Annotated in this window: 10 protein-coding genes; 7 read left to right on the top strand and 3 right to left on the bottom strand. The window is 41.0% G+C overall.

Translation table 11 applies throughout. The features are described from left to right. Window positions 1–85 precede the first annotated feature (85 nt). Window positions 86–583 (bottom strand): peptide-methionine (R)-S-oxide reductase MsrB, encoded by a 498-nt coding sequence (msrB, locus tag N5852_RS13850; RefSeq protein WP_262099968.1) that lies wholly within the window; start codon window positions 581–583, stop codon window positions 86–88. A 368-nt stretch (window positions 584–951) separates the two neighbouring features. Then, complete coding sequence (locus tag N5852_RS13845; RefSeq protein ID WP_410004275.1) at window positions 952–2,370, bottom strand: MFS transporter; 1,419 nt, start codon at window positions 2,368–2,370, stop codon at window positions 952–954. A 270-nt stretch (window positions 2,371–2,640) separates the two neighbouring features. Between N5852_RS13845 and N5852_RS13840 the strand changes: the two genes are divergently transcribed. Then, on the top strand, window positions 2,641–3,954 hold the full coding sequence (locus N5852_RS13840) for an ABC transporter substrate-binding protein (protein WP_410004274.1): 1,314 nt from the start codon (window positions 2,641–2,643) through the stop codon (window positions 3,952–3,954). Between the two features lie 66 nt (window positions 3,955–4,020). On the opposite strand, the gene N5852_RS13835 is transcribed toward N5852_RS13840, so the two are convergent. Then, the gene (locus N5852_RS13835; RefSeq protein WP_262099967.1) at window positions 4,021–4,941 is read right to left on the bottom strand and encodes a carbohydrate kinase family protein; all 921 of its coding nucleotides are present in this window, start codon (window positions 4,939–4,941) and stop codon (window positions 4,021–4,023) included. A gap of 1,118 nt (window positions 4,942–6,059) precedes the next feature. On the opposite strand from N5852_RS13835, the gene N5852_RS13830 reads away from it, so the two are divergent. From N5852_RS13830 to N5852_RS13805, 6 genes are all read left to right on the top strand, one after another. After that, window positions 6,060–6,932, top strand: coding sequence for a carbohydrate ABC transporter permease (locus N5852_RS13830; protein ID WP_262099966.1), 873 nt, complete (start codon window positions 6,060–6,062; stop codon window positions 6,930–6,932). 8 nt (window positions 6,933–6,940) lie between these two features. Further along, window positions 6,941–7,765 carry a carbohydrate ABC transporter permease gene (locus N5852_RS13825; protein ID WP_262099965.1) on the top strand — a complete coding sequence of 275 codons (825 nt, stop codon included), beginning with the start codon at window positions 6,941–6,943 and terminating at the stop codon, window positions 7,763–7,765. A 13-nt stretch (window positions 7,766–7,778) separates the two neighbouring features. Further along, window positions 7,779–8,780, top strand: coding sequence for an ABC transporter ATP-binding protein (locus N5852_RS13820; protein ID WP_262099964.1), 1,002 nt, complete (start codon window positions 7,779–7,781; stop codon window positions 8,778–8,780). A gap of 39 nt (window positions 8,781–8,819) precedes the next feature. Then, complete coding sequence (locus tag N5852_RS13815; protein WP_262099963.1) at window positions 8,820–10,289, top strand: mannitol dehydrogenase family protein; 1,470 nt, start codon at window positions 8,820–8,822, stop codon at window positions 10,287–10,289. Between the two features lie 23 nt (window positions 10,290–10,312). Next, a complete protein-coding gene (locus N5852_RS13810) occupies window positions 10,313–11,041 on the top strand; it encodes an SDR family oxidoreductase (RefSeq protein ID WP_262099962.1) in 729 nt (242 codons plus the stop codon). 142 nt (window positions 11,042–11,183) lie between these two features. Further along, window positions 11,184–12,311, top strand: a complete 1,128-nt coding sequence (locus N5852_RS13805) for a M20 family metallopeptidase (protein WP_262099961.1) — start codon at window positions 11,184–11,186, stop codon at window positions 12,309–12,311. Window positions 12,312–12,579 lie beyond the last annotated feature (268 nt).

Genomic DNA, 12,579 nt, shown 5'->3' with positions numbered 1-12,579 from the left:
AGTTAAAACAGTTATGGGGGCATCCCTGTTTATGTCGCGTGTATGCTTTTAACAAAATTGCAAAACCAATTGCGTATTAATTAGATCATATTGCTTTAAAGGTCATGGCATCGCCATTCATGCAATAACGCAAACCGGTTGGCTTTGGCCCATCATTAAAGACATGGCCTAAATGGCCACCACATTGGGCGCAGTGCACTTCAACGCGCACCATGCCATAAGATGTGTCTTTAGTTTCGCCAACCGCATTTTTTAGCGGCGCCCAAAAACTTGGCCAGCCAGTACCGCTATCAAATTTGGTACTTGAAGCAAAAAGATCGTTGGCACAGCCAGCACAAGCAAAAGTGCCACGGCGATGCTCGTCATTTAATGGGCTAGAATAAGGGCGCTCAGTGCCCTGTTGGCGTAAAATTCGATATTGGCGATCATTAAGACGTTTTTTCCACTCATCATCACTCATTGACACTGGAAAAGTACCGGCTTCTTGTGGTGCGGCATCGGCTGAACGATTTACTTGCCATGCAAGTCCAAGTGCCCCTGTACCAATGACACCACTTAATAAAAAACCACGACGATTGATCATAGATTTTTCCTTTTAATAGGGCTTTTCTTAATTTTTAAAGATTGGCTACAATAAATTTAGCTGTTTCATATGATAGTTAGACAGTTGGCGCGCGATTTTATTCCCATTAAAAAAATTTAATAATTATGGGCAACACTTTTAAGCGAATGATCCATCTTTATTATCATTTCAATTAGAAAAGCACGCATTATTCAGCAAAATTGACCATAAGCTCACAATTAAACACTTGCATGGAAACACTATTTTCTTAATTGAAAATAACTGGTTACCAATGCAAAAACTTTAATCAAACACTAAATTTAGGGCATTAAGTTAGGAAATAAAGTAACCGCTAATGTCAAATCTTAAAAACAATGTTTTTAAATAGCTTAGGTCTTTGCTCGCGAAATACTAATTAAAGCAGCGATTATTGCAAAACTTGCTGCAATAAACATAATATGGGGAATATTTTGAACCCCCATGGTAGATAAAAACAGGGCAACGAATGCAGCTCCAAGCGATTGGCCAAGCAAGCGCGCCGTTCCTAACATGCCACTTGCAGCGCCACTGCGTTTTTTGGGAGCTGAGGTAATAATCATGCGATTATTGGGAGCTTGAAAAAAACCAAAACCAATGCCGCAAATAGCCATTCGCCAGCAAATATCGACAATGCTTGGCTCGCTTGGCAAAAACCCCACAAGAATAAGGCCAATGGCAAAAATTATTAGCCCAATTAGTCCTAAAAGCGCCGGTGAATATCGATCCGATAATTTACCAGAAAAAGGCGCGATGATGGCAAGAGCAATTGGCCATGGCATCATTAAAAAACCAACGGCAATTGGTTGATAACCAAAGACCACCTGAAACAAAAATGGCAGCGATAAAAGCGCCATCATTTGCGCTATAAATGACATGATTGAAGTGCAAAGTGATAGGCTAAATACTGGAATACGCAAGAGATCAAGCGGTAAAAGTGGGTCTTGCTTGTGCATGGAGCGCTTAATTAGCCAGACACATGCAAAACCCGCAATGATAATTTGTAATATAATTGCAAAGATTGGTGTATTTGCTCCAGCATTATCAATAGTAATAACAATAAGCCCAAGGACAATTGCCGTTAAAACCGCGCTTAAAATGTCAAACTTGCGGGCAGATAAATCATTAAGCGGCAGGCTTTTTACCCCTAAAATAAGGGTTAATAATCCAAGGGGAACATTGATAAAAAACAACCATGGCCAGCTTAAAAAATGCAAAATTACGCCTGCAAGACTTGGACCAATAGTCGAGGAAAGAGCCACAAAAAAGGCATTTAAACCAATGGCAGTACCAAACTTTGCCTGTGGCACACAAAAGCGTAATAAAGCGGTATTAACACTCATGAGGCCTGCCGCACCAAAACCTTGAATAACGCGCGAAAAGGTGAGCATTTCAAGCGAATTGGCAAAAACGCATGCCAGCGAAGCAAGTGTAAATAGCGCAACACCGCTAAGATAAATACGACGATAGCCATAAATCTCGCCTAAAGCAGCAAAGGGCAAAATAGTAATAACAATGGCAAGTTGGTAACCATTTACAATCCAAATGGAAGCTGCAGCACCAGCATTAAAATCGCGCGCAATGGTGGGGAGAGCAACATTGGCAATTGTGCCATCAAGCACGGCAAGGGTAAGGCCAATCATCAAAGTTGCCCATGCCCAATAAATTTGCGGTGCGGGCAGTCCATCTTGCGCAGATGTTTGACCCTTTAACTCTTTGTACCCTTTGGCCGTGTTGGAGTTGTCATGAATGGCGGTTTGCGGCTGTTGCATTGACACTACCCATAAGCACTATAAAAACGCTACTATGTCAGAGCTTAAGTTTGAAGGCAAGAGAGTGCAAGAACCAATATTTTCCAAGTGATAAGCATGGCATTGCAGTAAAATTAAGTAGGTCGTAGCTAGGATGGGCAAAGCTTATTGCCAAAGTGCATTTATCAGAAAATAAGCGATGGTAAGGGATAGAGATTATTTGCTTGCCTCATTAATTTTTTTAATTTTAAATGACAGTTGAAACTCTAATGTGTCGAGGAGGAAAAACACATGGGAAAATTGTTTCTTTTATTGTCGTCAACCGTGGCTATTTTTGGTGCCATGACTATTGCTGGCAGTGCTGAAACGATCAATGTCGCAACGGTTAATAATGGCGATATGATTATTATGCAGAAGCTGTCCACTGAATGGGAAAAAGAGACAGGCGATAAGATCAATTGGATCATTTTGGAGGAAAATGTTTTGCGTGAACGGGTGACCACCGATGTTGCAACGCAAGGCGGCCAATTCGATGTTATTACCATCAGTAATTATGAAACACCAATGTGGGGCAAAAGCGGTTGGCTAACCCCGCTTAATGACCTTGGCGATGATTATGATTATAATGATCTTATTAAACCGGTAAGAGATGGCCTTGCTGTTGGCGATAATCTCTATGGTGTCCCGTTTTATGCTGAGAGTTCCTTTACCTTTTACCGTAAAGACCTTTTTGAAAATGCTGGCATTACCATGCCTGACAACCCGACCTATGATCAAATAAAGGATTTTGCGGCAAAGTTAACCGATAAGTCAAAGCAGCAATATGGCATTTGCCTGCGCGGAAAGTCGGGCTGGGGTGAAAACATGGCTTATCTTAACCCGATGATTAATGCCTATGGTGGCCGTTGGTTTGATATGGAATGGAAAGCGCAACTCAATACAGAGCCTTGGAAAAACGCCATTACCGATTATGTAAAATTATTAAATGATTATGGACCCGCAGGGTCTAATGCCAATGGATTTAACGAAACTCAAACCATGTTTGCGACGGGCCATTGTGCTATTTGGATTGATGCAACATCTGCGGCAGGACGGGTTTATGACCCAAAACAAAGCACTGTTGCTGACAAAGTTGCTGTAACCAGAGCGCCAACACAGGCAACCGCTAACGGTTCAAGCTGGATCTATACTTGGAGCCTTGCTATTCCAAAATCGACCAAAAAGGCCGATACCGCAAAATCTTTTGTCAAATGGGCAACATCTAAAAACTACATTACGCGAGTTGGTAAGACGCAGGGTTGGGTAGCGGTTCCACCAGGCACACGTAAATCAACCTATGCTAATGCCAACTATCAAAAAGCTGCACCTTTTTATGATACAGTGTTAAAAGCAATTGAATCGGCAGATCCTAATCATCCAACCAAAGATCCAGTTCCCTATACCGGTATTCAGTTTGTCGCTATACCCGAATTTCAATCGATAGGAACATTTGTTGGCCAACAAATTAGTGCGGCTCTTGCTGGGCAAACATCGGTAGAAGATGCCTTGTCGCAAGCGCAAAATCAGGTAGCACGCGATATGCGCCGTGCTGGCTATCCAAAATAAAACTAGTTAATATCAATGATGGCTTGCAGAGGAGTTTTTCACTGCAAGCCTATAGGTGAAATACCTTTATAATTCATGACGCCAAGGTGGGTTTGCACCGGCTCTTGCAACAGTGATAGCGGCAACTTGCTTGGCAAGGTGTAACGCTTCATATATTTGCGCTTCATTCAATTTTGTAATAGCTTGCTTGTTTAAAAGGCCATGATCTTCAAGACTAGCAAGTATTCCAGCATTGACGGTATCACCTGCGCCAACTGTGTCAACAATCTCGACCTTTTCGCTTTCTATTTCAACGCAAAATTGTTGCGAATAAGCCACCATGCCATCCGCCCCTTTGGTAATAACGACTAATTTTGCGCCATTATTCAACCATTCTTGTGCAAGCACCTTTTCGTCAACATCATCAGCAAACCATTTTAAATCATCATTCGATAGCTTGACTATGTCACTATGCCGGATCATTCTTGACAGGCGATCAAGATGCTTTTGACGATCTTTTATAAAATCTACGCGAATATTAGGATCAAGATAAATAACATTTTCACGAGAGGCTTTGGTCATTAAGGCTTCATAAACACTGCCACAAGGCTCGGAAATAAGGCTTATACAGCCAAATAATAATGCCTTAATGTGTTCATCAAGCACCGGCATATCACTTTCATGCAACATTCTGCCTGCGGTATTCTCGTCAAAAAATGCATATTGTGCATGCTGTCCAACCATTTTTACAAAAGCTAGCGTTGTTGGCCGATCAGATAAGGTGGCAAAAGAATAATCAACCTTGGCTTCGTCAAGCGTATCGCATAGCATTTTTCCAAAAAAATCATGGCTTAGGCCAGAAAAAAAGCCGGTTTGAATACCCAATCGCCCTAAGGAAACTGCACTATTAAACACCGAGCCGCCAACAACTGGCAAAAAGGCACTTTCACCATTATGCGTTGCAACAGGCAACATGTCGATCAAAGATTCACCACAGCATAATATCATTATTGTTTTTCCTCGTTTCCATCCCAATAAAGGCTCCGCCTTTAATCTCTATTCTTATAAAGCTATGTGATATCTTACAAGAGCTTTAACCGCAAAATAGTAAATCGTTTTCTTCAGCTTCTACTAGGGGTAAGACTTTGCCAATCGAGCTGATATTCCAAGCAATTTTTTAATGTCTAAGGTGCAAATAAAAACAAATAATGTAAAGAAATGAAATGAATAGCGCCACCGTTAATCAAGTTTTGAAAATGTCAATCAACCGCGATCATTTATAAAGTTACAGAAAAAAATTTGGAAGAATTTGAATATCATTCAAGCTGTGGTAAGCCTGATAGTATAGTGTAACATAATTTTACCTATAAAGATGGTAGATAAATTTATGGTATTAATTCAAATACGGGGTTTAATCCTAAAATAATTGCACAAAATCAACATTATTATGACCCAGCAGGCAATCATATAGATTATAATTTGGACTTTTCGACTTTTATCGTAAATAATTAACACGTGTAAAAATTGATTGACATTGTAATGTCTTCAGCGATAAATTAATTTGTCGATGGGAAGGAAGTTGAAATCGCTTATATTGGCTGGTTTTAGTTAAAATTGACAGGTAAAATTAACAACAAGTTTGTATTTTTTGTCATTTTTTATAAATGGTCATTTCATGCAGGTGTTGAGATTTTTATGAAGCAATCATAGTTTGTTAAATATGGAGGAGACATGTTTAATGAGGCAAACACAGATTTATCGAGACAAATTTAATGATACAGGCAATAAATGTTTGTAACGAAAAACTATGTTATCTTGCATTATAATTTAAGTTGTCTCAACCAATAATCCTTATCGCGCTGCTTATATTACCTTAAAGTATAGACCTCTATTTTGGTATTTTCTCATCATTAATAAAGGCTTGGTTGAATTAAGATTTACCTTCGGGTTTGTGGTATTTTTATCCAAAACGGCGTTATTTTGAAGGTTAAGCAAAAGCAGCAAGGTTCAAAATGCATTTTTAGTAAAAATGCATTTTGCGGGCATTGGTACAATTTCATCATTTCGAAATTGTAATGCAAAAATGGTTTAAAAAAACCAAGGCACTTTGAGGAGAAAGTGACGAAATGGCAACACGCAATACCAGCATTCTTGCGCGCATCATGATGACCCCTTCAATCGTCCTGCTTTTAATATGGATGATTGTTCCCCTTGCAATGACCTTATGGTTTTCATTTGAAAATTATAATTTGCTCAATCCTGACAATGTTAGTTTTGCAGGTCTTTTAAATTATGAATTTTTCTATACCGACCCTGCTTTTTTTCAATCCATTATTAATACATTGCTAATTGTTGTTGGTGTTCTTGCTATTACCATTATAGGTGGCACGGCGATTGCCTTGCTATTAGATCAGCCGATATGGGGGCAAGGCATTGTTCGCATTCTTATCATATCGCCATTTTTTGTCATGCCACCGGTTGCGGCCCTTATATGGAAAAATATGATTATGCATCCTGAATATGGTGTGTTAGCCGATATTAGCCGCACCATGGGATTTAGTCCGGTTGATTGGTTTTCGCAATATCCGCTATTGTCGATTATAATTATCGTTGCTTGGCAATGGCTGCCTTTTGCTATTCTTATTTTATTTACCGCCTTACAATCTTTAGATAGCGAACAAAAGGAAGCCGCAGAGCTTGATGGCGCCAATTTTTACAACCGCTTTATTCATCTCATCATTCCTCATCTTGCGCGTTCGATTACGGTTGTCATATTAATCCAGACCATTTTTTTACTTGGCGTATATGCTGAAATTTTGGTGACGACCAATGGTGGCCCCGGCTATGCATCTACCAATTTGCCGTTCTTAATTTATCGGACAGCCTTGTTAGGATATGACGTTGGCGGCGCATCGGCTGGCGGTGTGATTGCGGTCATTTTAGCCAATATTGTTGCGTTTTTCCTCATGCGTGCCGTCGGCAAAAATCTCGATAAATAGGAGCCAATATGAAAAAGTCAGCATCTATAAGACGCAAGATTATTGTATCCATCATTGCATGGTTTGTTGCTTTGCTTCTATTTTTCCCCATTCTTTATACCCTGTTAACCAGCTTTAAAACTGAAATTGAAGCAATTAGCGGCTTTAACCTTATCCCCTCTTGGACGATTGAAAGCTATAGGGAAGTCCAAAGCCAAAAAGGCTATTTTACGCCGTTTATGAACTCGGTTATTCTTTCAGTTGGTTCGGCGCTATTGGCACTGCTTTTTGCTATTCCTGCTGCTTGGTCTATGGCTTTTTCGCCAACTAAGCGCACCAAAGACATTTTGCTTTGGATGTTATCAACGAAGATGATGCCAGCCGTTGCTGTTCTTGTGCCAATTTATCTGATTTTCCGCAATTTAGGTATTCTTGATACAAAAATAGGCATGACAATCTTATTAATGCTCATCAACCTGCCGATTGTTGTTTGGATGCTCTATACATATTTTCGCGAAATTCCTGGTGAAATTTTAGAAGCAGCACGAATGGATGGCGCGTCTTTGTGGGACGAGATTGTCCATGTGCTAACGCCAATGGCACTGCCCGGTATTGCGTCAACCTTGCTTTTAACCATCATTCTAGCTTGGAATGAATCTTTTTGGACCATTCGCCTTACCACAACCGATGCAGCGCCGCTTACCGCTTTTATTGCATCATTTTCCAGCCCGCAGGGTCTATTTTGGGCAAAATTGAGCGCGGCATCAAGCCTTGCCATTGCTCCTATTCTTATTCTTGGCTGGTTTTGCCAACGCCAGCTTGTACGTGGTCTGACTTTTGGTGCGGTCAAATAAATAGGAAAAAATCATGGGAACCATAATCCTTAAACAAGTCCATAAAACCTTTGGCAATGTTAATGTCATACCCGGCATTGATCTTACAATTGAAAATGGCGAATTTGTTGTTTTTGTTGGCCCTTCTGGTTGTGGTAAATCTACATTATTGCGCCTTATTGCAGGTCTTGAGGATACAACATCGGGAAAAATTGAAATTGATGGCAAGGACATGACCGATACGCCCCCCGGTAAAAGGGGGCTTGCCATGGTATTTCAATCCTATGCACTTTATCCGCATATGAGTGTGCGAAAAAATATTGCTTTTCCGCTTAAAATGGCAAAATTATCTGCCGAAATTATTGAGAAAAAAGTAAATGACGCGGCTCGCATTCTCAACCTTACTGATTATCTTGATAGGCGGCCGGGGCAGCTTTCTGGCGGCCAAAGGCAGCGTGTTGCTATTGGCCGGGCCATTGTGCGCGAACCGGCGGCATTTTTGTTTGATGAACCCTTGTCCAATCTTGATGCGTCTTTGCGCGGCTCTATGCGCCTTGAATTAAGTGAATTGCACCAGCAATTAGGCACAACGATGATCTATGTGACCCATGATCAGGTAGAGGCAATGACCATGGCCGATAAAATTGTGGTTTTTAATGCTGGATCCATTGAACAAGTGGGAACACCGCTAGAGCTTTATCACAAACCAGATAATTTATTTGTTGCTGGCTTTCTTGGCTCACCTACAATCAATTTTATTACAGGTGATGTTGCGGCGAAAAAAAATGCCCATACCATCGGACTTCGGCCTGAAAATATTGCCATTTCAAAATCCGATGGCCTTTGGCAAGGCCATGTTGGTGTTGCAGAACATCTTGGCGCTGATACCTATGTTCATGTTGATACAAACGAGGCAGGAACATTAACCGTTCGTGCCTCGGGTGATTTTGACGTTAAATATAATGACACGGTTTATCTAACCCCAGATTTTAACAAGTGCCATTATTTTGACGATAAGGGTAAAGCCATTCGCTAATCTTTTTCATTCTTATTGATCTCCATTTTAGGATCTACCATGACCGCATTATCCCTAGATAACCTTGACGAAATTTCTAAAAATGTTGCAAAACCAAATTATAAGCGCAGCGCGCTTAAGGCTGGAATTGTGCATTTTGGCATTGGTAATTTCCACCGCGCTCATCAGGCGGTTTATCTTGATGAGCTTTTCAACCAAGGACTTGACCACGATTGGGCGATTATTGGTGCTGGCGTTACGCCCTATGATGAGGCTATGCGAGCCAAATTGTGTGAACAAGATTATCTAACCACTATTATAGAGCAAGATAGTCACAAATCCGCTGCCCATATTACCGGTGCAATGATTGATTTTCTCGATCCGCAAAATCATGACAACATCATTGAAGCCTTGACCAATCCAGATATTCGCATTGTTTCGATGACGATTACTGAAGGGGGCTATTTTATCAACGAAGCCACCGATAGTTTTGACACAAATCACCCAGCTATTATTGCCGATGGGCGAAACCCCGACCATCCCAAAACAGTCTTTGGTATTTTGATCGCCGGCTTAAAACGCCGTCGAGCTAAGGGCATTGCACCTTTTACTATTGTCTCTTGTGACAATATTCCTGGAAATGGCCATGTTGCACAAAATACTGTCATTGGCCTTGCGCAGCTTTTTGATCAAGAACTTGCCCTTTGGATAAAGCAAGATGTTGCTTTCCCAAATTCGATGGTTGACCGTATCACGCCAGCAACCAGTGCGCGAGAGATTGAATATTGCCGCGACACTTATGGCATTAATGATAAAAGTCCGGTATTTTGTGAGGAGTTTCGCCAATGGGTTATTGAAGATAATTTTACCCTTGGCCGCCCACAGCTTGAAGCGGTTGGCGTTACATTTGTTGATGATGTTGCCCCTTACGAATTAATGAAAATCCGTATTCTTAATGGTGGCCATGCCGCCATTGCCTATGCTGGCGAATTATTGGACATTCATTATGTGCATGAAGCGATGGAAGAACCGCTTATTGCTGGCTATTTGCGCAAGCTTGAACAAAGTGAAATTATCCCTTGTGTGCCCCCTGTGCCAAATATAAATTTGCAAGATTATTTGGCCTTGATTGAGCGGCGGTTTTCAAATCCTAAAATTGGCGACACCATTAGCCGCCTAGCTCAAGACGGATCTAATCGGCAACCAAAATTTATTTTGCCCTCTATTGCGGATCGCCTCAAAGACGATCAAGATGTGAAAGGTTTAGCCCTCGCTTCTGCGCTATGGTGCCGCTATTTTGAAGGCACAACCGATAGCGGACGAAAAATCATCTTTAATGATGATAAGGCCGACCAACTTCACCAAGCTGCTGTTAAAGCGAAGAATGATCCGTCAGTATTTTTGGCGATGGATGATATTTATGGCCGTCTTGCCGAGTCTGCCTTGTTTCAACGTCGCTTTAGCGAGGCACTAAATTCTCTTTACGAAAACGGAACAAGAGCTACCCTTAACAACTATATAAATAGCTAATTTAAAACGAGGAGGAGAAGGTTTTGAATAAGATATTACAAGGAAAAATTGCCGCTATAACCGGTGCTGCATCAGGTATTGGTCTTGCTAGTACCCGTGCCATGATGAATGCAGGCGCAAAAGTAGTGCTTATTGACCGCGATAAAAATGCCCTTGATAAAGTTTGTCAAGAATTAGGTTCAATGGCTGTGCCTTTGGTGCTTGATCTATTAAACCGCGATGAGTGTAAAAACATCCTTTCGCGCCTGCTAGAAGTGGTTGATCATATCGATATATTCCATGCCAATGCCGGTATTTACATTGGCGGCGATCTTATCAATGCCGACCTTGATCATATTGATCGCATGTTAGAGCTTAATATTAACGTAGTTATGAAAAATGTTCGTTCAATTATGCCGCATATGATGGAACGCAAAACCGGTGATATTATTGTAACAAGCTCGCTTGCCGCTCATGCCGCAGTGGTTTGGGAGCCGGTCTATGCGTCATCAAAATGGGCAGTTGATTGCTTTGTGCAAACCATGCGCCGGCAATTACGCAGTTTTGGTATACGCGTCGGTTCTGTTTCACCGGGCCCGGTTATTAGTGCCTTACTTGCTGATTGGCCGGAAGAAAATCTTGAAAAAGCAAAAAAAGAAGGCAGCCTGATGGAGCCTAGCGAAGTTGCGGATGCTATCGTTTTTATGCTTTCGCGCCCACGCAATGTCACCATTCGCGATATGGTCATTATCCCATCCAATTTTGACCTTTAACGGGTAAAATCACTAACCGATTATCGGCTCTGCAAAGAGGTAAAAACTATTAATATGGTGGGTAGACAGAGCTACTGATTAAAAGCCAGCAAGGCCTAGTTTAGCCATTATATGTGGGGTGCAATGCAATTAGGAGGATAAAATGAACAATATCGCCAATTTTTTAGAACGTCATAAGCACGATATATTGGAAGATTTACAAGCTTTGGTTGCCAAGCAATCACCATCACATGATAAGCATGCAGTTGATGTTTGCGGTAGTTTTTTAAGCGAATTATTTCAAAAACGATTGGGCATTGGTGTTGAAAAATTTGAACAAACGCTTGTTGGCGATAACCTGTTGTTCAAAATAGGTGAGGGCAATCACCGTTCATTATTAATCGGCCATTTTGATACGGTTTGGGATATTGATCGCCTTGGCACACGTATTGAAAATGGCAAGTTTTATGGGCCCGGCGCTTTTGATATGAAAGCAGGGCTTGTTCAAGGTATCTGGGCGCTTAAGGCTTTACAAGAAATGGGTGCGTTAAACAGCCGTGAAGTTTGGTTCCTTTGCACAAGTGATGAAGAAATTGGCAGTAACCATTCACGCCAATTAATTGAAGATATTGCTAAACAATGCAATGATGTATTTGTTCTTGAACCTTGCGAAGAGGGAACAGGAAATTTAAAAATCGCTCGTAAAGGTGTTGGCAATTTCTTCATAAAAATCTATGGAAAAGCCGCTCATGCGGGTAATAATCCCTTAGGTGGTATCAGTGCAGCTGAAGAAATGGCCCATCAAATTTTATGGATTAATAGTTTACAAGATTTGGCGCGTGGTACTTCAGTTAATGTCGGGATTGCAACTTCTGGCAATCGCATCAATGTTATTCCAGATTTTGCCGAAATATCCATAGATGTGCGGGTTACCTCAATGGATGAAGCTGAACGTATTCATACTGCGCTATCAGCCTGCAAACCCTATTTAGCTGGTGCTAAGGTAGAAATGAACGGTAAATTGACCCGACCACCCATGGAGCAAAATGCCGGAAATAAGCAACTATTTGATATCGCGCTAAAGGCGGCCAATAATCTTGGTATGGTAGTTGGCGGCAGTTCCGTTGGCGGCGGTAGTGATGGTAATTTTACATCCGCACTTAATATTCCTACCCTTGATGGTCTTGGCGCTGAGGGCGGTGGGCCGCATGCCGAATATGAACATGTGATTATTGATGTTTTACATAAGCGTGCGGCACTTTTAGCGGAAATATTAGGAAGCGGCCAATAAAAGTCAGCAATGGCAATAAACTTAATGTAGCTAATCCTTATCATTAAGGTTAAGGTCTTTGATGATAAATGACCATACATTTAAAACTGGACATTTAAAAATCTACAGCCTAATTTAAAATAATAAAATGGGGCATGAACTGTCAAAATTGTCAAAAAAATATTTATAAATTTTAATGACAGTATAAAAGACCCCAATAAACATAAAAAGGGAACTAAATCAACCGGTTACGTCGTTTATTCGGTTGATTCAATAAAAATATATTTGA

The organism is Bartonella sp. HY328 (genome assembly GCF_025449335.1).
Classification (GTDB): Bacteria; Pseudomonadota; Alphaproteobacteria; order Rhizobiales; family Rhizobiaceae; genus HY038.
The sequence above is the reverse complement of the archived record's forward strand: the minus strand, read 5'-3'. Positions and strand labels throughout refer to the sequence as shown.

What these genes read in the sequence shown, in the direction of transcription:
- msrB (WP_262099968.1), bottom strand. Translation starts at nt 583, where the DNA reads ATGATCAATCGTCGTGGTTTTTTATTAAGTGGTGTCATTGGTACAGGG.
- N5852_RS13845 (WP_410004275.1), bottom strand. Translation starts at nt 2,370, where the DNA reads ATGCAACAGCCGCAAACCGCCATTCATGACAACTCCAACACGGCCAAA.
- N5852_RS13840 (WP_410004274.1), top strand. Translation starts at nt 2,641, where the DNA reads ATGGGAAAATTGTTTCTTTTATTGTCGTCAACCGTGGCTATTTTTGGT.
- N5852_RS13835 (WP_262099967.1), bottom strand. Translation starts at nt 4,941, where the DNA reads ATGATATTATGCTGTGGTGAATCTTTGATCGACATGTTGCCTGTTGCA.
- N5852_RS13830 (WP_262099966.1), top strand. Translation starts at nt 6,060, where the DNA reads ATGGCAACACGCAATACCAGCATTCTTGCGCGCATCATGATGACCCCT.
- N5852_RS13825 (WP_262099965.1), top strand. Translation starts at nt 6,941, where the DNA reads ATGAAAAAGTCAGCATCTATAAGACGCAAGATTATTGTATCCATCATT.
- N5852_RS13820 (WP_262099964.1), top strand. Translation starts at nt 7,779, where the DNA reads ATGGGAACCATAATCCTTAAACAAGTCCATAAAACCTTTGGCAATGTT.
- N5852_RS13815 (WP_262099963.1), top strand. Translation starts at nt 8,820, where the DNA reads ATGACCGCATTATCCCTAGATAACCTTGACGAAATTTCTAAAAATGTT.
- N5852_RS13805 (WP_262099961.1), top strand. Translation starts at nt 11,184, where the DNA reads ATGAACAATATCGCCAATTTTTTAGAACGTCATAAGCACGATATATTG.